At 73.6% G+C, this 21953-nt stretch carries 21 protein-coding genes; 10 read left to right on the forward strand and 11 right to left on the reverse strand.

Annotated elements, in window-relative coordinates; translation table 11 throughout:
- Positions 1-38 precede the first annotated feature (38 nt).
- Both AB0L89_RS11240 and AB0L89_RS11245 read left to right on the forward strand, forming a co-directional pair.
- Positions 39-785: an SDR family oxidoreductase gene (locus AB0L89_RS11240; protein ID WP_365137940.1), complete on the forward strand. Its 747-nt coding sequence runs from the start codon at positions 39-41 to the stop codon at positions 783-785.
- A gap of 48 nt (positions 786-833) precedes the next feature.
- On the forward strand, positions 834-1475 hold the full coding sequence (locus AB0L89_RS11245) for a GntR family transcriptional regulator (protein WP_365137943.1): 642 nt from the start codon (positions 834-836) through the stop codon (positions 1473-1475).
- A gap of 48 nt (positions 1476-1523) precedes the next feature.
- On the opposite strand, the gene AB0L89_RS11250 is transcribed toward AB0L89_RS11245, so the two are convergent.
- The 4 genes from AB0L89_RS11250 to AB0L89_RS11265 form a co-directional block, all read right to left on the reverse strand.
- Positions 1524-2288 carry a class I SAM-dependent methyltransferase gene (locus tag AB0L89_RS11250; protein ID WP_365137946.1) on the reverse strand — a complete coding sequence of 255 codons (765 nt, stop codon included), beginning with the start codon at positions 2286-2288 and terminating at the stop codon, positions 1524-1526.
- Positions 2285-2851: a GNAT family protein gene (locus tag AB0L89_RS11255; RefSeq protein WP_365137949.1), complete on the reverse strand. Its 567-nt coding sequence runs from the start codon at positions 2849-2851 to the stop codon at positions 2285-2287. Before AB0L89_RS11255 ends, AB0L89_RS11250 begins: the two co-directional genes overlap by 4 nt.
- A 57-nt stretch (positions 2852-2908) precedes the next feature.
- A complete protein-coding gene (locus AB0L89_RS11260; RefSeq protein WP_365137952.1) occupies positions 2909-3421 on the reverse strand; it encodes a DUF4188 domain-containing protein in 513 nt (170 codons plus the stop codon).
- 107 nt (positions 3422-3528) lie between these two features.
- The gene (locus tag AB0L89_RS11265) at positions 3529-4146 is read right to left on the reverse strand and encodes a TetR/AcrR family transcriptional regulator (protein WP_365137955.1); all 618 of its coding nucleotides are present in this window, start codon (positions 4144-4146) and stop codon (positions 3529-3531) included.
- A 181-nt stretch (positions 4147-4327) separates the two neighbouring features.
- On the opposite strand from AB0L89_RS11265, the gene AB0L89_RS11270 reads away from it, so the two are divergent.
- Positions 4328-5581, forward strand: a complete 1254-nt coding sequence (locus AB0L89_RS11270; RefSeq protein ID WP_365137958.1) for a cytochrome P450 — start codon at positions 4328-4330, stop codon at positions 5579-5581.
- 9 nt (positions 5582-5590) lie between these two features.
- The gene (locus AB0L89_RS11275) at positions 5591-5794 is read left to right on the forward strand and encodes a ferredoxin (protein ID WP_365137961.1); all 204 of its coding nucleotides are present in this window, start codon (positions 5591-5593) and stop codon (positions 5792-5794) included.
- A gap of 18 nt (positions 5795-5812) precedes the next feature.
- On the opposite strand, the gene AB0L89_RS11280 is transcribed toward AB0L89_RS11275, so the two are convergent.
- Together AB0L89_RS11280 and AB0L89_RS11285 are read right to left on the reverse strand one after the other, a co-directional pair.
- Complete coding sequence (locus AB0L89_RS11280) at positions 5813-8350, reverse strand: polysaccharide lyase family 8 super-sandwich domain-containing protein (protein WP_365137964.1); 2538 nt, start codon at positions 8348-8350, stop codon at positions 5813-5815.
- A 167-nt stretch (positions 8351-8517) separates the two neighbouring features.
- Positions 8518-9219: a pyridoxamine 5'-phosphate oxidase family protein gene (locus tag AB0L89_RS11285; protein ID WP_365137967.1), complete on the reverse strand. Its 702-nt coding sequence runs from the start codon at positions 9217-9219 to the stop codon at positions 8518-8520.
- Between the two features lie 186 nt (positions 9220-9405).
- On the opposite strand from AB0L89_RS11285, the gene AB0L89_RS11290 reads away from it, so the two are divergent.
- A complete protein-coding gene (locus AB0L89_RS11290; protein ID WP_365137970.1) occupies positions 9406-12252 on the forward strand; it encodes a glycoside hydrolase family 2 TIM barrel-domain containing protein in 2847 nt (948 codons plus the stop codon).
- Position 12253: 1 nt separating this feature from the next.
- Here AB0L89_RS11290 and AB0L89_RS11295 read toward each other — a convergent pair whose 3' ends face one another.
- Entirely contained in the window at positions 12254-13060 is an 807-nt protein-coding gene (locus AB0L89_RS11295; RefSeq protein WP_365137973.1) for a dienelactone hydrolase family protein, read from the reverse strand.
- Positions 13061-13123: 63 nt separating this feature from the next.
- On the opposite strand from AB0L89_RS11295, the gene AB0L89_RS11300 reads away from it, so the two are divergent.
- Both AB0L89_RS11300 and AB0L89_RS11305 read left to right on the forward strand, forming a co-directional pair.
- Positions 13124-14536: a hypothetical protein gene (locus AB0L89_RS11300; RefSeq protein ID WP_365137976.1), complete on the forward strand. Its 1413-nt coding sequence runs from the start codon at positions 13124-13126 to the stop codon at positions 14534-14536.
- 47 nt (positions 14537-14583) lie between these two features.
- Entirely contained in the window at positions 14584-15306 is a 723-nt protein-coding gene (locus AB0L89_RS11305; RefSeq protein WP_365137979.1) for a hypothetical protein, read from the forward strand.
- Here AB0L89_RS11305 and AB0L89_RS11310 read toward each other — a convergent pair.
- Entirely contained in the window at positions 15303-15713 is a 411-nt protein-coding gene (locus AB0L89_RS11310; RefSeq protein ID WP_365137982.1) for an NUDIX hydrolase, read from the reverse strand. The two genes, AB0L89_RS11305 and AB0L89_RS11310, sit on opposite strands and share 4 nt — an antisense overlap.
- Positions 15714-15813: 100 nt before the next feature.
- Between AB0L89_RS11310 and AB0L89_RS11315 the strand changes: the two genes are divergently transcribed.
- Positions 15814-16224 (forward strand): VOC family protein, encoded by a 411-nt coding sequence (locus AB0L89_RS11315; protein ID WP_365137985.1) that lies wholly within the window; start codon positions 15814-15816, stop codon positions 16222-16224.
- On the opposite strand, the gene AB0L89_RS11320 is transcribed toward AB0L89_RS11315, so the two are convergent.
- Together AB0L89_RS11320 and AB0L89_RS11325 are read right to left on the reverse strand one after the other, a co-directional pair.
- Entirely contained in the window at positions 16221-16958 is a 738-nt protein-coding gene (locus AB0L89_RS11320; RefSeq protein WP_365137988.1) for a DUF6597 domain-containing transcriptional factor, read from the reverse strand. The two genes, AB0L89_RS11315 and AB0L89_RS11320, sit on opposite strands and share 4 nt — an antisense overlap.
- Positions 16959-16968: 10 nt before the next feature.
- Entirely contained in the window at positions 16969-17922 is a 954-nt protein-coding gene (locus AB0L89_RS11325; RefSeq protein WP_365137991.1) for an AraC family transcriptional regulator, read from the reverse strand.
- Between the two features lie 113 nt (positions 17923-18035).
- Between AB0L89_RS11325 and AB0L89_RS11330 the strand changes: the two genes are divergently transcribed.
- A complete protein-coding gene (locus AB0L89_RS11330; RefSeq protein ID WP_365138563.1) occupies positions 18036-18905 on the forward strand; it encodes an NAD(P)H-binding protein in 870 nt (289 codons plus the stop codon).
- A 79-nt stretch (positions 18906-18984) separates the two neighbouring features.
- Here AB0L89_RS11330 and AB0L89_RS11335 read toward each other — a convergent pair whose 3' ends face one another.
- Positions 18985-20127: a YihY/virulence factor BrkB family protein gene (locus AB0L89_RS11335; protein ID WP_365137994.1), complete on the reverse strand. Its 1143-nt coding sequence runs from the start codon at positions 20125-20127 to the stop codon at positions 18985-18987.
- Between the two features lie 17 nt (positions 20128-20144).
- Between AB0L89_RS11335 and AB0L89_RS11340 the strand changes: the two genes are divergently transcribed.
- A complete protein-coding gene (locus AB0L89_RS11340) occupies positions 20145-21779 on the forward strand; it encodes an acyl-CoA dehydrogenase family protein (RefSeq protein ID WP_365137997.1) in 1635 nt (544 codons plus the stop codon).
- Positions 21780-21953: the final 174 nt, after the last annotated feature.

A 21953-nucleotide genomic window follows, 5' to 3' on the forward strand; every position in this document is an offset into this window, starting at 1 on the left:
CCGCCCCCGTCACACACCAAGGAGCAAAGGAGCCCACGATGATCTCTCTCGACGGCAAGCGCGCCATCGTCACCGGCGCCGGTGCCGGCATCGGCCGCGCCACGGCCCAGGTCCTCGCCGAGCTGGGCGCCCGCGTCGTGATCGCCGACATCGACACGGACGGCGGCGAGCGGACGGCGAAGGACACCTCGGGCACGTTCGTGCGGTGCGACGTGTCGCGGCGCGCGGACTGCGAGGCCGTGGTCGCCGCCGCGCACGACCGGCTCGGCGGCGTGGACATCCTGTTCAACAACGCGGGCGTCATCCGCCGTTCCACGGTGTGCGAGATCACCGAGGACGACTGGGACCTGGTGATGGCGGTGAACGTACGCTCCATCCTGCTGATGAGCCGCCTGGTCATCCCCGGCATGGCGGGGCAGGGCGGCGGCTCGATCGTCAACACCGGTTCGGGCTGGGGCATTTCGGGCGGTGCCCGTGCGGTGTCGTACTGCGCGTCCAAGGGCGCGGTGGTCAACATGACCCGGGCCATGGCGATCGACCACGGTCCTGACAACATCCGCGTCAACTGCGTGTGCCCCGGCGACACCGCCACCGGCATGCTGGCGGAGGAGGCCCGGCAGCTGGGCGAACGGGCGGAGGCGTTCTACGAGGACGCGGCCGACCGGCCGCTCGGGCGGATCGGACAACCCCGCGACATCGCCCGGACGGTGGCGTTCCTGGCATCCGACGCATCCGCGTTCATCAGCGGAGCGATCATCCCCGTCGACGGCGCCGGTACCGCCTGACCAGCGGGCAGCGGATAATCGAGCAACCGAAGGGGAGGGCCGCCGCACATGCCAATCGAGAACCGACCGCTGCGTGAGCAGGTGAAGGAGGAACTGCTCAGGCGCCTCGGCACCAGCACGATCGCGACGGACCAGACGATCAACGAAGTGCAGCTGGCGGCCGAACTCGGCGTCAGCCGCACGCCGTTGCGCGAGGCACTGATCACGCTGGAGCGCGAGGGCGTCATCACCAGCGAGCGCGGCAAGGGCTTCCGCTTCACCCCGCTGAGCGCCCAGGAGTTCCGCGACCTGACGGCGATCGTCGCCACGCTGGAGACGCTGGCGCTGCGCTCCAGCGACCCCGCCCACCTCGCAGGGATCGCCCCGCGGCTGCTCGCGGAGGCACGGGCCTTCGCCGCCCCGCAGGCCCCCCACGACGTGATAGAGCGCTACGACGACGCCTGGCACGACCTGCTCCTGTCGGGCTGCGCCAACGGCCGCCTGATGCAGCTGATCACGTCCCTGAAGGTCACGATGCACCGGTACGAACGGGTCGCGCTCGGCGACCAGGACGTCCTGGAGCGCTCGGCCGAGGAGCACGAGCGCATCGCGCTGTGTCTTCAGCGCGGAGACCTGGAGGCGGCGGCCGCGGCGCTGGAGGAGAACTGGAACAGCGGCATGGACCGCATCCTGGAGCGGCTCACGGACTGAGGGAAGGCAGGGTCGCCCCACGCGCCGCCGGGGGCGGGTGGCCCTGCCTCAGGCCCCCGGCCGGTGCGGGCGCCGTGCCACGAACACGAACTCCCGGCCCGGCCGGTCGGGCGCGTCGCGGACGTCCTCCACCACGTACCCGTGCGCGACCAGGTCGGCCTCGACCTCCGCGCGCTCGCGGAAGCGGAGCGTGGAGTCCGAGGTCAGCACCTGGCCGTCGGCGGCGAAGACATAGGTCCAGCGGAACGACACCAGGGGTCCCTCGACCCCGGTCACCTCGCACCAGCTCTCGACCGCGCCGACGCCGGGCACCTCCGTGACGCCGTGCGTGGCGGCGCGGTTCCACTCGTGCCAGGCGCGCCGCGCGGGGTCCCGGGTCTCGAAGACCAGGCGCCCGCCCGGCCGCAGCGCCGCGCGGGCGCCCCGCAGGGTGCCGTGCCACGCCTTTGGGTCCGCGACGGCCTGGGCGACGTTGGCCGTCATGGTCGCGAGGTCGACCCGCAGCGGCGGCAGCGCCGTCGCGTCGCCGCACAGCCAGCGCACCCGTTCGCCGCCGGGCTTCGCGCGGGCCACGTCCACGGACGCCCGCGCCGGGTCGACGCCGACGACGTCGATGCCGCGCCCGGCGAGCAGCAGCGCGAACACCCCGGTCCCGCAGCCGATGTCCAGCACGCTGCGCGCGCCGAACTCCTCCGCCATGGCGAGATACGCGTCGAGATCGCTCCGGTCGGGGTCGAGTGGGTCGTAGAGCGCGGCGAGCCGCGGGTTCGCGTAGGCCTCGTCGCCCGGGCCGCCCGCGGTGCCGTCCGTCATCGGCCCGCCTCCTTCGCACGGGCGGCACGCCATTCGGGGGCGAGGACCGCCCAGACCTCGGTGTCCTGGCGCACGCCCCGGTAGGGGTCCTCCTCGCGCCGGACGCCCTCGCGGCTCATGCCGAGCCGCACGGCCACGTTGATGCTGGGCGTGTTCTCCGAGGCCACCAGCCACTCCACGCGGTGCATGCCGCGCTCCTCGACGGCCCAGTCGAGGACGACGCGCACGGCGCGGGTGACCAGGCCGCGCCCGGCGGCCGACGGTTCCAGCCAGCAGCCCGCCTCGCAGGTTCCGCTCTCCGTGTCGAAGACCCGCAGGAGGACGCCGCCGACGAGACGGCCGTCGAGCCGGATGCCGTACAGCCGGCCGGTGTCGGCGGCGGCCTTGCGGGCGTACACCCCGAGCCAGGCGCGGGCGGCGTCGAGGTCGGCGGTGAGGTCGGGGAGGCCGACGAACCGGCCGATGTAGTCGCGTCCGCGGTCCATGTGGGCGAGGAACTCCTCGGCCTGCCAGGGCTCCAGCGGGCCGAGCTCGGCTCCGTCGCCCAGGGGTATCGCGAACATCGTCATCCTCCACAGTGACCGCGCGGGGTTCTCCCGGATCCTCGCACGGCCCGCGGCTCAGGCCCCCGTCGGCGTGGTGGAGCGGTGGGCGAGGCGGTCCGCGGCGCGGCGGCCCCGGCGCTCGACGGGCAGGACGCCGGTGGCGCCCGCGAGCCCGAAGGGCGGCATGTCGAAGTAGATCGACTCGTACGAGCCCTCGGGGGCGATGTACGTCTCGTGCCATAGGCCGACGTGGCCGCGGGTCCTCCCGGCGCGCACCTTGCGGTTGGCGATGCCCCAGACCTTGTGGTGGAAGGCGTCGGGCGCCTGGGCATAGGCGTAGAGCCGCTCCTTGGACTCCCAGTACTGGACCACGTAGTACGTGCGCGGCGACGCGGTCAGCAGGACGTGGCCGAGCAGGCCGCGCCCCGGGTCCTTGCGCAGGTCACGGAGCATGCGGAGCATCGCGAACATCACGGGGCCCCAGTGGTGGGCCGCCCAGAAGTGGTTGACGCGCATGCCGATGAGCAGGACGGCGACGTCCCCCTCCGCGGCCGCCGTGGTGTAACCCCGTGTCGGTCTGGCGAACATGCGGCCCCCCGTGTGGTGACGCGTCGGCGTTCCCGCGGCGCGCCCGGCTGATGTAATCGGCGATTACATCAGTGCGCCATTCAGGGGGTCAAGGGGTCGGGTGCGGGTCAATGCCCCTGGTGGCGGGCGGAGTTGACGACCCCGATGCCGAAGGTGTCGAGGACCTGCTCCGCCAGGCGCTCGGCCCGCTCCGGGGGCAGATATCCGTCGACGATCATCTGGGAGAGGCCGTAGACCAGCGCCTGGCCGGCGAGCCCGACGACGGCGGGATCCCCCGCCCGCAGCTCGCCCGCGCGCTGGTCGGCGACGATGAGCCCGGTGAAGGCCTCCTCGATGGCGGCCAGGCGCGCGTCCAGACCGGGCGGTCTGCGCGGGCCGAACACCCAGGGCCTGACCAGATCGAAGCGGTGCGGATGGCGGATCGCGTACCGCACGAAGCCCAGCCCGAAGGCGCGCATCGCGGAGCCCTCCGCCCGCTCGACGGTGGCCAGTTGCCACTGCTCGTAGTCGGCCAGAATCCGCTCCGCGACGGCCGCGAGGAGCGCCTGCCGGTCGGCGAAGTGACGGAAGGGCGCCCCCGGCGACACCCCCGCGCGGCGCGCGACCTCGCGCACGGTCACCCCGCCCTGGCCGCCCTCGTCGAGCAGTTCCAGGGCCACGGCGACGAGCGTCTCGGGGAGCGAGCCGTGGTGGTAGCCGGAGCGCGGTGCGGGCCTGTCCTTCATGACCGCAGTGCTACCACACGCGGTCAAGGGGCCATAGACGCAGGCAGGTTGCGTGGAGGGAGTGATTCCGGACAGATCCGCGCGGTGGACGATCTGGCCGGTCTTGTCGTGGACGAATTAGATGCCCTAGGCATCCAATGGGGTCAGGCAAGGGAAGAACTGCACTTTGCGAGGTACACCCATGACGGAGTCAACGAAGGCGGCCGAGCCCATGCAGCCGACGGAGCCCATCGCCTTCCCCCAGGACCGGACGTGCCCCTACCACCCGCCGACCGGCTACGCGCCACTGCGCGAAGAACGGCCGCTGTCCCGCGTCAAGCTGTTCGACGGCCGCTCCGTGTGGCTGGTCTCCGGGCAGACCACCGCCCGCACGCTGCTCGCCGACCCACGGCTCTCCTCCGACCGGGCCAAGGACGGCTTCCCCTCCACGACCGACCGGCTCGCACGGGCCCGTGACAAGAACGTCGCCCTGATCGGCGTCGACGACCCCCGGCACAACACCCAGCGCCGGATGCTGATCCCCAGCTTCTCGGTCAAGCGCATCGCGGCCCTGCGCCCGAGGATCCAGGAGACCGTCGACCGGCTCCTGGACGCCATGGTCGAACAGGGGCCGCCCGCCGAGCTGGTGAGCGCCTTCGCGCTGCCCGTCCCCTCCATGGTGATCTGCGCCCTGCTCGGGGTGCCCTACGCCGACCACGAGTTCTTCGAGGAGAAGTCGCGGCGGATGCTGCGCGGCACCGCCGAGTCGTCACAGGCGGCACGCGACGAACTCGACTCCTACTTCTACGAGTTGATCGCCCGAAAGGAGCGCGAGCCGGGCGAAGGGCTGCTCGACGAGCTGATCCACCAGCAGCTCGCGACGGGCGCGGTGGACCGCAAGGAGCTGGTCAGCCTGGCCACGATCCTGCTGATCGCGGGCCACGAGACCACGGCCAACATGATCTCCCTCGGGACGTTCACCCTCCTGCAGCACCCCGAACACCTCGCCGAGCTGCGCGCCGCACTGGCGGACCCCGCGGCGGGACCGGACGGCGGACCGCCCCTGATGCCCGCCGCCGTCGAGGAACTGCTGCGCTTCCTGTCCATCGCGGACGGGATGATGCGGGTGGCACGGGCCGACATCGAGGTCGAGGGCAGCACCATCCGCGCCGACGACGGCATCATCTTCGCCACGTCCCTCATCAACCGCGACGGCACGGCGTACGAGGAGCCGGAGGAGCTGGACTGGCACCGCGCGAACCGCCACCACCTCGCCTTCGGCTTCGGCGTCCACCAGTGCCTGGGCCAGAACCTCGCGCGGGCCGAGCTGGACATCGCCATGACGTCCCTGTTCGCCCGGCTGCCGGGGCTGCGCCTGGCGGTGCCCGCGCAGGAGATCCCCTTCAAACCCGGGGACACCGTGCAGGGGATGCTCGAACTCCCGGTCACCTGGTAAGAGTTGACCATGACGATCACAGCGATACACGTCGATCAGGACCTGTGCGTGGGAGCGGGCATGTGCGCGCTCACCGCGCCGAACGTCTTCACCCAGGACGACGACGGCATCAGCGAGGTGCTGCCGGGCCGTGCGGACGGCGGCGGCGACCCCATGGTGGGCGAGGCGGTCCGGGCGTGCCCGGTGCAGGCCATCACCGTCGAGGAATCCTGAGCCCTGCCCGCACGGCGCTCACCCCCGCAGCGTGACCGTGAAGCTCCTGCCGTAGGCGTGGCGGGTGTTCACCTCGACACGGGTGCCGCCGGGGGTTCGGCTCACCCGGACCTCCGGGTCCGCGGTGACCGTGCGCAGGGCGCGCCCGCGGAGCAGCACCGTGACGGTGTCCCGGTCCATGGTCGGGTCGGACACCGCGACGGACGTGGTCGCCCCGGCGCGCCGCACGAGCACGGAGGCGGGCCCTGCCACGCGCAGGCCCGCCGTCTCGTGCGCGCCCGCGGTGAAGGTGTTGGCCGCCGTCAGGCCGAGGCCCGTGTGGGTCACGGCCTGCAGGCGGCGGGAGTTGGCGAGGACCTTCAGCGGCCCATGGCGGTGGGCGCGCAGCTGGTCCTCGCCGGCGTTCGGCACCAGCGCGTAGGCGAACCGGCCCGGCCGGGCCCCCGCGGCCCCGTCGATCGTGACGCCGAGCACCGAACGGGTCACGGCGGTGTCCGGGTTGGCGGTGCGCACGACCCGGCGGCTGCGGGTGACCGGCTCCTGGGTGACCCGCACCTTCGGGGTGTCGAGGAAGACATAGCCCACCGAGGTGCCCTGCGTGGCATTGGCGTAGCGCAGCCAGCGCAGGTCGGCGGTGCCGGGGCCGGTCCAGGGGCGGCCGTCGCGGCGCGCGCCGGTGAGCGAGGTGCGGTCCCCGGGGGCCGCGGTGCGGGCGTCGACGGTCGTGGTGACGGCCCGCCCCGCCTCGTCGCCGACGTCCGCGGCGAGCACCACGATCTCGTCGTCGAGCAGGAACCACGACTTCGTCGACGTCGCGTTCCGGTACACCACGAAGTCGTCGGGCAGCAGGGCCCGGTCGCGGTACGCCGCGTCACTGGACTGCACCGCGGCCACCGCGCCGTACGCCCCGAGGACGGCGCCGCCGGAATGCCGGTTCGTGCCGCGCGGGAAGTACACGTACGTGTTCTGGGACTCCGACGACGGCGTGAAGTTGAGCGGGTGGCCGGGGTTGTCGTAGTACGGCTTGCCGTACGACTCCGGTACGGTGCGGCGCTGTTCGACGGGCGCGGTGACGCCGGCGAGACCGTACGGCGGGACGGTGGTGTAGTAGTCGACGCCGTACGCCTGGGTCTGGTCCTGGCCCGCGAGATAGAGGTAGTGCGCGCCGTCGCCCTGGAACCACGGCATGAGGTTCTCGCCGCTCATGTACTCGTACTTGCTGATCCGGTCCGAGCTGCGCGCCAGCGCGAAGGCGTAGCCGGGTCTGCGGTGCACCGTCTTGTCCATGGCGTTGAACGCGACGCTGCGCGCGGCGGGGTTGAGGTCGGCGGCCGGCACCGAAGGGTCGGCGACGATGTCGGCGTAGCGCACGACGCTGACCGGGGAGACGAAGCGGGCCGGGTCGAGGGCGGCGCGCGAGGTGGCCCTGATGTGCTTGACGTACCCCTTCAGCGCGGTGGCGTCGGCGCCCGTCGCGAGCGAGGAGAGGTCGACGACGGCCTCGACGACCACCGCAACGTCCGTGTAGCCGGAGTCCGTGCGCGACACCGCCCGGCCCTTGACGATCTCCATCATCCAGCCCTCGAAGATGAGCGGGGCGAATCCGTCGCGCACCCAGCCGTGCACGGTCGGCACCAGCTCCCGGCCGTGTGCGAAGCCGGTGCCGTCGAGGATCTTCAGGGTCTGCACGACGCGGGTCAGCAGGCCCTTGCCGTACGAGCCCGTATACGCGACGGAGGCGTGCTGGATGAAGGAGCCGTCCGCGTAATAGCCGTCCGTCACACCGTGGTTGAGGTGGTACGGGTCGATGGTGACGAAGACCGTCAGCTGGTCGGTGAGGGCCTTGCGGATCCGGGCCTCGCCCGCCTCGCCCAGGACGGCGCCCTGAAGGATGCGGTTGGTGGTGATGTCGGCGAGGTTGGCGCCGGTGTGGAAGCGCGAGTCGAGGTTCACGTCGCCGTCGGTGCCGTTGCGCAGGTAGGCGTCCATGGAGGCGACGTAGGTGCGGATCAACTCGGGCCGGTAGGTGCCGAGTTCGTCGAGCAGCAGGACGAGGGTCCGGCTGATGTGCTGGGGTATCCCGATCTCCCAGTGGAACCAGTTGCCGTAGTAGCCCTTGGACTGGTCGCCGTAGTACCGCTCGTGCAGCCACACCAGGCCGTCGATCACGCGGCGCTGCACGGCCGTGTCGCCGTACAGGTCGGAGGAGGTCGCGGGGGTGCGGGTGGCGAGGGCGATCTCGTACAGCCTGCGGTAGGCGGTGTTCAGGTTGGCCTCGTCGGTGCCGAGCGCCAGACCGGCGAAGAGCTCGCCCGGGCCCGCGTCGTCCATCGCCTTCAGCCCTGCCCGCGCCGCCTTGTCGACGGCGGCGAGCTTCGCGGCGGTCTCCGGGCGGGCGTTGGACTCCTCGGTGCCCGCGAAGACGGCCACGGTGTTGGCGAGCAGCCGGGCGCGGTCCGCCGCGGCCGTCGCCGCGTCCGCGCGGCCCACGGGAAGCACCGCCAGGAGACCGGCGGCCGACAGGGCGGACAACAGGCGTCTACGGGTGATCTCCATGGCGGCCTCCACCGGCGGCGACGTGCGTGGCGTTCGGGCGGGCGTGTGCGCGGATCGTACGGAGGTGGTACGGCGATCGTTCGGCGGGCGGAGTCAAGCAGATGGCCCGGACCGGGACAAGGGGCCGGGCACCGGCCCGGCCCGCGCGGCCGGGGCTGCCGGGGCCCTCACCCCTGCCGGGTCCCGGCGCGCCCCGCGATGTGCGGGGGCGGCGCGATGTCCGGGGGCAGCAGCGGGTCCGGCACGGGCGCGCCCCAGGTGGCGGTCAGCGGGAGGTTGCCGGCCCAGACGCCGAGTGCGGCGTCCGGTCCCTCGCCGTCGTCCGGCGGTCCCGCCGAGACCTTGACCGAGGCCTCGGCCAGGGAGAGCGCGAGCAGGGTCGTCGCGGCGAGTTCCTTGCGGCTGGGGCGGCGGGCGTAGTCCCACTGCCCCGGCGTCGCGTGCTCGGTGAGCAGGCGCAGGCCGCGCAGTTTCTCCTCCGGGTCGGTCACCACGCGGGGGACGCCGTGGATCATCGCGCTGCGGTAGCTGACGCCGTGCTCGAAGACCGAGCGGGCGAGGACGAGTCCGTCGACGTGGGTGACGGTGACGCAGACCGGCGCCTCGGGGTCGGCGGCCAGGCTGCGGCTGGCGACGGAGCCGTGCAGGAAGAGTTGGGTGTCGTCCCGGCCGTAGACGGTGGGCACGACCATCGGGTGACCGTCGACGACCACGCCGAGGTGGCAGACGAAGCCCGCGTCGAGCACCGCCTCCAGGTCGGCGCGGACCAGGCTGCCCTTCTCGCGCAGACGGCGGTGGCGGGTGCGGTCGGTGACGGGGAGCGCGGCGGGCAGCGGGGCGGACGCCGTCGGCTGAGGTCGTTGATTCACAGGGCGAGAAGTTACCGATACCGCGCCCTGGACGCTACGGTTCAGCCGATATCGACCGCCCCGCCCGCCGCTCACTGCGATATCCGCATGAACCCCGTGGTGCGTCCAAGCCATGCCCGAAGAGTCCAACGACTCCCGCTCCGAAACAATTGTGAGCCGACGCCCCGGCACGGTCTGATGGAGGACATGGACCTCCCCCACCACGAGGACGTATCCCCCGGCACCGGTTCCCTCCCGCCCCGATCCTGGTACGCGGCGTCCGACGCCGCCGCCCTCTCCCTCAACGGTCCCTGGCGCTTCCGCCTCTCCCCCACCGCCGACGCGCGGGACGACGCGTTCGCCGCCGACGGCCACGACACCGCCGGCTGGGACGAGATCGCCGTCCCCGGCCACTGGGTGCTCCAGGGCCACGGCACGCCCCACTACACCAACCAGCTCTATCCGTTCCCGGTGGACCCGCCGCGCGTCCCGACCGAGAACCCCACCGGCGACCACGTGCGCGTCTTCGACCTGCCCGCCGACTGGCCGCGGCAGGGCACCGCCGTGCTCCGCTTCGACGGCGTCGAGTCCTGCGCGCGCGTCTGGCTGAACGGCACGGAACTCGGCGACTTCAAGGGCTCGCGCCTCGCCCACGAGTTCGCGGTCGGCCCGCTGCTGCGCCCCGAGGGCAACGTCCTCGCGGTCCGCGTCCACCAGTGGTCGGCCGGCTCGTACCTGGAGGACCAGGACCAGTGGTGGCTGCCGGGCATCTTCCGTGACGTGACGCTGCTGCACCGGCCCGAGGGCTGCGCGGCCGACTTCTTCGTCCACTCCTCGTACGACCACCGGGCGGGCACGGGCACGCTGCGGGTCGACTCGGCGGTCCAAGGGCGCGTCACCGTACCCGAGTTGGGGGTCGACGTCGCCACCGGCGAGGAGGTCACCGTGCCCGTGCGGCCGTGGACCGCCGAGACGCCGAGGCTCTACGACGGCGTGCTGACCACGGCGGGCGAGCGGGTCCCGCTGCGCGTGGGCTTCCGCACCGTCGCCGTCGAGGACGGGCTGCTGCGGGTCAACGGCCGCCCGATCCTGTTGCGGGGCGTCAACCGCCACGAGTTCCACCCGGAGACCGGCCGCGCGCTCGACGCGGAGACGATGCGCGCGGACGTGCTCCTGATGAAGCGGCACAACATCAACGCCGTCCGCGCCAGCCACTATCCGCCGCACCCCGCCTTCCTCGACCTGTGCGACGAGCTGGGCCTGTGGGTGATCGACGAGTGCGACCTGGAGACCCACGGCTTCACCGCGGTCGGCTGGCGCGGCAACCCCGTCGACGACGACCGCTGGACGCCCGCCCTGCTGGACCGCGCGGCCCGCATGGTCGAGCGCGACAAGAACCACCCGTCGGTCGTCCTGTGGTCGCTCGGCAACGAGTGCGGCACGGGCCGCGGCCTGACCGCCATGGCCGACTGGATCCGCGCCCGGGACCCCGGCCGCCCGCTCCACTACGAGGGCGACAGGTCGTGCAAGGACACGGACGTCTATTCCCGCATGTACGCCGACCACGCCGAGGTCGAGCGCATCGGCCGGGGCACCGACGAGGGACCGGAGTCCCGCCGCGCACTCCCCTTCATCCTCTGCGAGTACGGCCACGCGATGGGCAACGGCCCCGGTGGCCTCAGCGAGTACCAGCGGCTCTTCGAGACGTACGAGCGGCTCCAGGGCGGCTTCATCTGGGAGTGGATCGACCACGGCATCGCGCACCCCGCGTACGGGTACGCCTACGGCGGCGACTTCGGCGAGCGGCCGCACGACGGGAACTTCGTCTGCGACGGACTGCTGTTCCCCGACCGGACGCCGTCCCCCGGCCTCGTCGCGTACAAGAAGGTGATCGAGCCGGTCCGCGTCGAGGGCGACGGGCGCGCGGGCACGCTGCGGATCACCAACCTGCACGACTTCGCGGACCTCTCCCACCTGGCCTTCACGTGGTCGTACGACGTGGACGGCGAGAGCGTCGCCGACGGCGCCCTGGCCGTGCCGCCGGTGGCACCCGGCGAGTCGGCCGAGGTCAAGCTGCCGCCGGCGCCGGCGCGGGGCCGGGACGCCGAGACGCAGTGGACGGTGCGGGCGGTACTGGCGCGGGACACGCCGTGGGCGGCACGCGGGCACGTGGTGGCGTGGGCCCAACTGCCCGTCGGGACCGGCATGGTCCTGCCGGTGCCGGGCGGCACGGCCCCGGTGCGCGAGGGCGGGCGGATCCTGCTCGGTCCCGCCGTCTTCGACGCCCACGGCACCCTGGAGTCCTTCGGCGGCCTGGCGGTCGAGGACCTGCGCCTTGACGTGTGGCGGGCGCCCACCGACAACGACAACGGCATGCCGTGGCGCCCCGAGCCCTCCGTGGCCGCGCGCTGGCGGAGCCTCGGCCTGGACCGCGTCCAGCACCGCCTCGACACCGTGGAGTTGGGCCAGGAGGCGTTGACCGTACGCACCCGCGTCGCGCCCGCGGCGAGCGACCTGGGCCTGCGCGTGACGTACCGCTGGCAGTCGGACGGCGACCGGCTCCTGCTGAGCGTGGACGTGGCCCCGGAGGGCGCGTGGACGGTGCCGCTGCCCCGGGTCGGCATCCGCTTCGGGCTGCCCGGCGCGGCGGGACCGGTCCGGTGGTTCGGCGGTGGCCCCGGCGAGGGCTACCCCGACACCGCGCAGGCCGCGATGACGGGCGTGTGGGAGGCGGACGTCGACGCCCTCCAGACCCCGTACGTGCGCCCGCAGGAGAACGGCGCGCGCCCGGACGTCCGCTGGGCGGAGGTGGGCGGGCTGCGGATCGACAGCGACCACGGCCCGTCGTTCACCGCGCGCCGCTGGACCACCGAGCAGCTCGACGCGGCCGCCCACCGCACCGACCTGCTCCCCGGCGACACGGTCTGGGTCACCCTCGACACCGCACTGCACGGCATCGGCTCCCAGTCCTGCGGGCCCGGCGTGCTCCCGCAGTACGAACTGACCGCCACGCACTGGCGGTTCGGCCACACCTTCTCCCGCACCGGCGGGTGAGCTAGGAGGCGAGCCGCTCCCGCAGGAAGCGGACCACCCGCTCGCGCGCGGCGTGGGCGGGGTGGCCCGGCACCTCGCGCAGCTCTTCCGTGAGGACGGAGTGGGCCGCCTTGCCGAAGCCCGCCTCGTTGCCCGGGGACGAGTCGAGCTCGATGACGTCGAACGCGTCCCCGAGGTGGCGGCGCAGGGTCTCGAAGCGGTCCCGCGGGACCAGCCTGTCCTCGCTGAAGCGCAGGCCGAGCACGCACAGCCCGTCGTCCCTGCTGCGCCGCACCACCGTGTCGAACTCGCCGCGCGAGAGGCCCGGGTCGACCTTGCGGGCGCCGCTCACCGGGAGCGGCAGCGTGGGCTGGCTGAGCACCGCCGCGAGGACGGTGTCGTCCACGGCGGCGGCCAGCGCGAAGCCGCCCGTGAAGCACATGCCGATGACGCCCACGCCGGGCCCCGGGGTGCGCGAGGCCAGCTCCCGGGCGAGGGCGCGCAGGTGATCGGCGAAGGGGCGGCGCGCGTTGGTGGCGAAGGCGCGGAACTCGGCGCTGACACAGATCCGGGCGAGGGTGCCGAGGGCGTAGCCGGCGGAGATCTCGCGGCCCGGTTCGCCGAACGGCGAGGGGATCGCGACGGTGAACCCCTGCCGCACCAGGTGCTCGCCCAGGGCCAGCACCCCCGGGTGCAGTCCGGGCACTTCGGGAACCAGGACGACACCTGGCCCTGTCCCCTTCTCATGGACATCATGGGTGAGCCCGGCCGCCGTGAAGGGCGACCTGCGCCAGCCGGTGAGGTCCGCCGCCGATTCCGTACCGGACACGGCGCTCACTCCCTTTCGTCACACGTGCCTGATGGGTAAGTGGAGTTCATGCATACAGCACACGTGCGTGGAGGCACAGGGCCCGCGGGGCCGCCCGAGCCTCCCGGGGCACCGCCCGGACCGCCGTCCGGGCGGCTCGTGGCATGGCTGGCCCGTTTCGGACCGGTCGCGGTGGGATACGCGGTCTTCCAGGCCCTGGTGGGGCTGCTGCCCGACAGCCTGTTCGGGGACACCGCCCGCTATGCGCTGGCCGTGGTCAGCGGCCTGGGGACGGGGCTCGCCGTCTGGCTGGCGGCCGCGCTGATCCGGGCCAGGGCCGCCGTGGACGGCGGGCCCGCGGACGACCCCGACGGGCTCCCCGCGCCGCGCGGCCGGGGCACGGCGCCGCAGGCCGGCGGTGCCGGGTCCGGTCCCGGGCCGCTGCCGGGCCTGTCGAGCGCCGCGTACGCCACGCTCGCCGAGCGCCTGACGGTCTTCGACGATCCGCTGCGGGGCCGGCTCAGCGGCTGGCCGCACGCCCTGGACGAACTGCCCCAGCCGGAGCGGCCGACGCCCACCGGCACCGCCTACGGACTGCACATCGTGCTCGAACTCGGCGTGCCGGACGGGCGGTTGCGGGCCACGGACCTCGTCGAGACGCTGTGGCGGCTGCGGCTGCCCGACGGCGGCTGGGCGGCGCGCTCCCAGGGCGCCGTGCCCCGCCCGGAGGTGACGGCGCTGGTGCTCGGCGCGCTGGCCCGGGCGGGCGCGGACCCGGTGCGGCTCGCGACGGAGGCGGCGCAGTGCGCCGACCGCTTCCGCCACGAACTGGAGCCCGCGGGACTGGAGACGACCCATGTCGTCACCACCGTGCTGCGCGGGCTGCTGCGCGCCGCGCCGGACTCGCCCGCGCTGCCGCGGCTGCGGAACGCGCTCGTCGACGGCGCGGTCACCGACCCGGCGCGCGGGCACCGGCGCTGCTGGGGTCCCCGGCTCGCGCCGCTCGGCGGCCGGACCGCGGCCCCGTCGCCCGTGCACACCGCGCAGGCCGTGGTCGCCCTGGACCGGGCGGCGCGCGTGCTCGGCGAGGACACGAACGCCCGCGCCACCCGTGAGGACGGCATCCGCTGGCTGCTGTCCTGCCCGGGGCCCGCGCACGACGGCTGCGCGGACCTGGCGAGCGGCCGCGAGACGGTGCGCCGCCCGCATCCGGTGGACGCCTCGCGCCACGAGGTGCTCTCCGTACGGCACTTCGCGGCGGCCTGGGTGGTACGCGCCCTGCTCACCCCCGGAGCCCGGCGCACCGCGACGGAGGAGGGCCTGGACGAGGTCTGGCAGGAGCTGCTTTCGGGCGCGGCGGCCTCGGTGTGGGCGCAGCAGGCCGACGGCATCTGGACGTGGGCCGGCGACGAACTCGCCCACCCGATGTGGATGACCTACCAAGGGCTTTCGGCGCTGCGGGCACATGCCGTATGGATGTATCAGCCGGGTGTCTGAACCCCCGGCCCGGCGCGCGTGCGCGGTGAACTGGGGGGAGAAGTTCCTTGGGTGGTCGGCACGTCCAGGACGCCGGGCGGCTCCTCGAAGGGGCCCTGGACGGGCCGACGGTCGACGACCTGGTGCGGTCCGCCCGCTTGGTCGTCGACGAACTGGGCTCCCCCGAAAGGCTGTTGCCCCTGCTGCGGGAGCTGGCGCAGGGGTACGGCGACGCCTCGGGCCGCGCGCTCCTGTCCTACCGGCACGTCCTCGGCTTCGACAAGCTGCTCCTGATCGACGGCGGGCCGCGGCACATGCTGCGCGCCCACGTCTGGCACCCCGGCGCGGACACGCGCGAGGACATCCACAACCACCGCTCGCCGCTCGCCTCCCACGTGGTGCGGGGCGCGCTCGGCATGGAGCTGTACGAGGCGGTGGACCCCGGCGCGGGCGGCGGCGTCACCGCGGCCTGGTACCGGGAGTCCCTGGCGGGCGAGGACGGCGACTGGCGCCTGGAACCGGCGGGGCGGGCGCGGCTGCGCCTGACGCAGACGGCGCGGTACGCGGCGGGCAGCGGTTACGCCCTGCCGCCGCACGTCCTGCATCGCGCGTGGTGCGCCTCGCGGGGGCCGACGGTCACGCTGTTCCTGGAGACGGGGGCGGACCGGCGGCGCTACACGGACGTGTTCACCGGAGCGGGGGCCGGGGGCTCGACGGTGACGAAGAAGCCGTTGGACGTACGGGAGTATCTGGCGGCGCTGGAAGCGCTCGCGGAGCTGGTCGCAGGCTAGGCGAACGCCTGGCGCACGATCTCGCGGTTGTAGTCGTCGATCTCGACCGTGCCGAGGTCGGCGGGGGTGAGCCAGCGGTGCTCCTGGTCGGGCAGCGGCAGGGCCACGTCGAAGGTGAGCGGTCTGACCAGGAAGTTGTCCTGCCAGTTCTTCACCTCGTGGCCCTGGAAGGTGCTGAGGAAGGACGACTCGCCGACCTTGCGCAGCACCTGGCCGCGCAGTCCGGTCTCCTCCGTCAGCTCCCGCAGGACACCCTCGCGAGGACTCTCGCCCGGCTCCAGCTTGCCGCACGGCACGCCCCACACCCGCGGCAGGAACCGCTCGGTCTCGCTGCGCCGCACGAGCAGGACGCGGCCTCGATGGGCCACGACGGCCGCCGCGAGCCGGATGTCGCCGGGATAGTCCATGCCGTCCACCGTAGCGGGGAACGGGCGGCCCGGACAGCCGCGCCGAGGGTGTCCGATTCCTTCAAGACCGGGTGCGGACGGGCCTCCTACGCTGCCGGACATGACCAGCACACCCACACCACGCTTCGACCTGATCGGCCTCGTCGTCTCCGACCTGGCCGCGTCGCTCGCCTTCTACCGCAGGCTCGGCCTGGAGTTCCCCGAGGGGGCCGAGAGCGCGCCGCACGTCGAGGCCGCGCTCCCCGGCGGCCTGCGCATCGCCTTCGACACGGAGGAGACCGTCCGGTCCTTCCACCCCGGCTTCGCGCCGCCCTCCGGCGGGGGCCGCGTCGGGCTCGCCTTCCACTGCGCGACGCCCGGGGGCGTCGACGCGACGTACGAGGACCTGGTGGGCGCCGGGTACGGGAGCGAGCTCAAGCCGTTCGACGCGCCCTGGGGGCAGCGGTACGCCGTCGTGCGGGACCCGGACGGCAACGGCGTCGACCTCTTCGCACCGTCGGCGGCCTCCTAGGCGGAGGCTTCCCTGCCGAGCAGCTCGCCCAGCGGAAGCCCCGTCAGGTCCTTGACGTCACGGGCGAGATGGGCCTGGTCGGCGAAGCCCGCGGCGGCGGCCGTGTCCGCGTACGGCAGCCCGTCGCGGGCCAGCGCGAGGGCCCGCTGGAGCCGCAGCACCCGGGCCAGCGTCTTGGGTCCGTACCCGAACGCGGGCAGGGAACGGCGGTGCAGCAGCCGGGCGTTGACGCCGGCGTCCGCCGCGGTGCGGGCCACCGACCTGCCCGCGTTCAGGGACCGGACGACATGGGCGAGGAGCGGGTCGGGCGGGCCCGCGGCGGCGGCCCGCTCCAGGGCGACGGCCTCCAGGACGGCCATGGGGTCGCCCGCGCCGTCCACCCGCTCGGCGAGGCGGCGCGCCTCGGCCGCGCTCCACAGGTCGGCCAGCTCCACGCGCCGGTCGCGCAGCTCGTGGGCGGGGACGCCGAGGAAGGCGGGCGCGGTGCCGGGGTAGAAGCGCAGGCCGACGAAGAGGCCGCCCGTGTCCCTGATCGCCGGGACGTGCGCACGGGTGTCCGGGCCCGCGACGAACAGCCGGCCCTCGCTCCACAGCAGGTCCATGCAGCCGTCGGGCAGCACGGGACGGGTGTCGCCGGGGGCGCCGGTGGCCGCGCGGGTCCACACGACCGCGCCGGTCAGCCGGGACGGCCGCTCCCGGTAGTCGACGTGCCCGCCGCCGCTCTTGTGCGCCACGTGCGCCAGGCTACGCCGGGGCCCGCTCGGCCGCCCCCGTGCGATGGTCCTGCGGGCTGACCCCGTACACCCGCTTGAAGGCGCTGGACAGCGCGAACGCGCTGCCGTACCCGACGCGGCCCGCGATCGCGCCGATCGTCAGGTCGCTGTCGCGCAGCAGGTCCGCGGCGAGCGCGAGCCGCCAGTTCGTCAGATACGTCATCGGGGGCTCCCCCACGAGATCCGTGAACCGCCGGGCCAGCGCGGCCCGCGACAGGCCCGCCTCCGCCGCGAGGTCCGCGATCGTCCAGGGGCGCGCCGGTTCGTCCTGGAGCAGCCGCAGGGCGCGGCCCACGACGGGGTCGCCGAGCGCGCGGTACCAGGCCGGGGCCGCCGCCTCGGGGCGGGAGAACCAGGCGCGCAGCGCGGCGATCAGGAGCAGGTCGAGGAGGCGGTCGAGGACGACGTCCTGGCCCGGCTCGCCCTTGCTGATCTCGTCGGCGAGCAGCGGCGTCAGCGGGCAGTCCCACACCTCGGTGGGGAGCACGAGCAGCGGCGGCAGCGCGTCGAGGAGCCGTCCGGTGAGCTCGCCGCGCATCTGGTAGGTGCCGATCAGCATCTCCACCGAGCCGTCGCGCGACTCGCCCCAGGCGCGGACGCCCAGGTCGCGGTAGCGGGCCACGGGGGCGCCGTCCAGGGGCACGCAGCGCTCGCCCGGCCGGATCTCGGCGAAGGGCGGGGTGGTGGGTTCGCCGGCGCAGGTGTAGTGGTCGGGGCCGCGGGCGATGGCGAGGTCGCCGGGGCGGATGCACTGGGCGGGTCCGCCGTCCTCGGGGACGATCCACGCGGTGCCGCGCACCATGACCATGACCGACAGCGGCGCCTCGTCCGCGATGCGGACGGACCAGGGAGGGTCGAACAGCGCACGGATCATGAAGGCGCCGCGTGCGCGGGGGCCCTCCAGCAGACCTGCGAGTACGTCCATGCGGGAAGCGTAGACGCACGCTTATGCGGGCGAGCTCCTGGGCGATGGTTCCTTGTGGCGCCGGGCAGTTGACTGTACGCATGACGACGAACAAGACGAACAAGACGAACGACATGAACCCGACGAGCACGACGAGCACGACGAGCGACGCGAACACGACGGACATGACCGTCCTGGTGACGGGCGCGACCGGCCGGGTGGGCCGCAGGGTCGTGGAGTCCGCCGAGGCGGCGGGGCTCACGGTGCGCTCGGCCTCGCGGTCCGGCGCGGTGCGGTTCGACTGGGCGGACCGGTCGACCTGGGCGGACGCCCTGCGGGGCGCCGACGCGGCGCACCTCGCCTACCTCCCGGACGTCGGCGCGCCCGGCGCCGCCGAGACGGTCGGCGCGTTCGCGCGGCTGGCCGTCGAACTCGACGTACGGCGGCTCACGCTGCTCTCCGCGCGGGGCGAGGACCAGGCGCACGCGACGGAGCAGGCGGTGCGGGACTCGGGCGCCCAGTGGACGGTGGTGCGGGCGAGCTGGTTCGCGCAGAACCTCAGCGAGGGGCCGCTCCTGGCGGAGCTGCGGGGCGGGGAGCTGGTCTTCCCCGCCGGGGAGGTGCTCGAACCGTTCATCGACACGCGGGACATCGCGGACGTGGTCGTCGCGGCGCTGACCGGTGGCGAGCGGTTCGCGGGGCACACGCTCGACCTCACCGGGCCCCGGCTGCTGTCGTTCCGCCAGGCGGTGGCGGAGATCGCCGGGGCGGCGGAGCGGGAGATCGCCTATGTGCCGGTGTCGGCGCGGGAGTACGGGGCGGCGCTGACGGAGTTCGGGGTGCCGGACGGGGAGGTGGAGTTCCTGATCGAGCTGTTCGAGACGAACCTGGACGGACGGAACGCGATGCTCTCCGACGGGGTGCGCCAGGCCCTGGGCCGCGAGCCCAGGGAGTTCTCGGACTTCGCCCGCGAGTGCGCCGACGCGGGTGTCTGGAAGGCGTGAGGCGGGGGAACGGCCGCGGCCGCGCCGGAGATTCCGGCGCGGCCGCGAAGGTGTCCCAGGTGCCCCGAGGGCGTATCCGCTACTCCGAGGGCGTGTCCGCCCCGGTGCCGTTCTTCTTCGCGTGCGTCCGCAGGCGCGACGTCACGTCGTCCGGCGGCAGGAAGCGGGACCAGCGCTCGGGGAACTCGGACGGCATCTCCGGGTCGTCCGGGTCCGCCGTCGCCTCGCGCGCGGCGGCCGCGCGGGCCACGACCTCCGCGGCCTGCGCCTCCCTGATGCGGTCGTTGGCGGCGCGGGCCGCCGCCGTCGCGACCGACGGCCAGACCCGGTCGATCGCCGCGTTGACCGCCGCGCCGACCAGGACCGCGAACGCCGAGACGCCGATCCACAGGAGCACGGCGACCGGCGCCGCCAGGGAGCCGTAGATCGTGGGGCCCTCCACGGTGCTGGTGAGGTAGATGCGGAGCAGGAAGCTGCCGAGCACCCACATGGCGAGCGCGATCAGCGCGCCCGGCATGTCCTCGACCCACGGCGACCGCACCGGCACGGACACGTGGTAGAGCGTCGTCAGGAAGACCACGGAGAGGATGACGACGACCGGCCAGTAGAGGATCTGGACGACCGTCGTGGAGCCCGGCAGCAGCTTCACCACCGCGTCCGGCCCGGCCACCATCAGCGGCAGCGCCACCGAGCCGATCAGCAGGGCCACGATGAACAGGCCGAAGGCGAGGATCCGCGTCTTGACGATGCCGCGCACGCCGTCGAGGCCGTACATCACGGTGATGGTGTCGATGAAGACGTTGACCGCGCGCGAGCCGGACCACAGGGCGAACAGGAAGCCGATGGAGATGACGTCGGGGCGGCCGACCTTCATCACGTCCTCCAGTATCGGCTGCGCGATCTGGCTGACACCGCGGTCGGAAAGGACCGTGCGGGACGCCTCCAGGATGTTGTTCTCGACGCTGGCGATCGTGTTCGCGCCCGTCCAGCGGTCGACGTACGCGAGCAGCCCGATCAGGCTCAGGAGCAGCGGCGGAACGGACAGCAGCGTGAAGAACGCCGCCTCGGCCGCGAGCCCCAGGATGCGGTACTCCATGCATGAGTTGACGGTGTCCTTGAGCAGCAGCCAGGCGGTCCTGCGCTTGGAGACGTTCCGGTACAGAGCGCGGGCCCGTTTCCAGCGGCCGGAGGGCCGCTCGGGTGTTTCATTTGCCTGGTGCACCTCCTTACCGTAGCGGCATGGCAGCCAGCACCCACACAGTGACCAACCAGGCTCCGCCCCTGGTGGGATATGACGTATTCACGTCCGACCGCGTTCTCGCGGAGGGCGTGGCGCGGCACCTTGACCCCGCGCTCCTCGACACCGCCCGCGAGGAGCTCGCACTGCTGGGCCGCACGGCAGGTTCCGCGCAGGCGCAGGAGTGGGGTGTGCTGGCCAATGAGAATCCTCCCGTTCTGCGTACGCACGACCGTTATGGCCACCGGATCGACGAGGTCGACTTCCATCCGTCCTGGCACCGGCTGCTCGGCAAGGCGGTCTCCGCGGGGCTGACGGCCGCCTGGTCGCGGCCGGGCGGGCACGTGCGGCGCGCCGCCGGGTTCGTGGTGTGGACCCAGGTCGAAGGGGGCCACGGGTGTCCCGTGTCGATGACGCACGCCGCGGTGCCCGCGCTGCGTGCCGATCCGGAGCTGGCCGCCGAGTGGGAGCCGCGCCTGACCTCGACCGTGTACGACGCGGGGCTGCGCCCGGCGGACCGGAAGGCCGGCGCCCTGTTCGGGATGGGCATGACGGAGAAGCAGGGCGGCAGCGACGTGCGGGCCAACACGACGCGCGCGCGGGCCCTCGCCGAGGACGGGACGTACGAACTGACCGGGCACAAGTGGTTCTGCTCGGCGCCCATGTCGGACGCCTTCCTCGTGCTCGCGCAGGCCGACGCGGGGCTGACGTGCTTCCTGGTGCCGCGCGTCCTCGCGGACGGTTCGCGCAACGTCTTCGCCCTCCAGCGGCTCAAGGACAAACTGGGCAACAGGTCCAACGCGTCGAGCGAGGTCGAGTTCGACGGGACGTGGGCGCGCCGGGTCGGCGAGGAGGGGCGCGGGGTGCGCACCATCATCGAGATGGTCGCGGCGACCCGGCTCGACTGCGTGCTCGGCTCGGCGGCGCTGATGCGGCAGGCCGTCGCGCAGGCGGTGCACCACGCCACGTACCGGGAGGCGTTCGGCGGCAAGCTGGTCGACAAGCCGCTCATGCGCAACGTACTGGCCGATCTGGCACTGGAGTCGGAGGCGGCCACGACGCTGGCGATGCGGCTGGCGGCGGCGTACGACGACGGGGGCGAGCAGGAGCGGGCGTTCCTGCGGCTCGCGGTGCCGGCCGCGAAGTACTGGGTGACCAAGCGGTGCACGCCGCTGGCCGGCGAGGCCCTGGAGTGCCTGGGCGGCAACGGCTACGTCGAGGAGTCCGGCATGCCGCGGCTGCTGCGCGAGGCGCCGCTCAACTCCATCTGGGAGGGCTCGGGCAACGTCCAGGCGCTGGACGTCCTGCGGGCGCTGCAACGCGAGCCGATGGCCCTCAACGCGTTCCTCCAGGAGGTCGGGAAGGCGCGCGGCGCCGACCACCGGCTGGACGGCGCCATCAAGTCGATGCTGACCGAGCTCGCCGACCTGGACGGCATCGAGGGGCGGGCGCGGCGGGTGGTGGAGCGCATGGCGCTGGTGCTCCAGGGGTCGCTGCTCGTGCGGCACGCTCCGGCCCAGGTGGCCGACGCGTTCTGCGCCTCGCGCCTCGGCGGGGACTGGGGCGGGGCCTTCGGCACGCTGCCGCACAGCCTGGATCTGGCGGCCGTGGTGGACCGGGCCGCTCCCGGGGTCTAGGGCCCGCGCTCGACAAGGTCCCGGAGTCCGGGGATGACACGGGGGTGGTGCTGCGCCGACACGGCACCACCCCCGTCTTTCAGGCCCCTTGAGGAGCGTGAACACCGCACGGGCGGCGTTGTGTCCAGATTCAGGCACCGCACAGCCGTTCGCCAGGGTTGCACGAGGTTGCAA

The organism is Streptomyces sp. NPDC052114, from assembly GCF_040680155.1.
Taxonomy (GTDB): Bacteria; Actinomycetota; Actinomycetes; order Streptomycetales; family Streptomycetaceae; genus Streptomyces.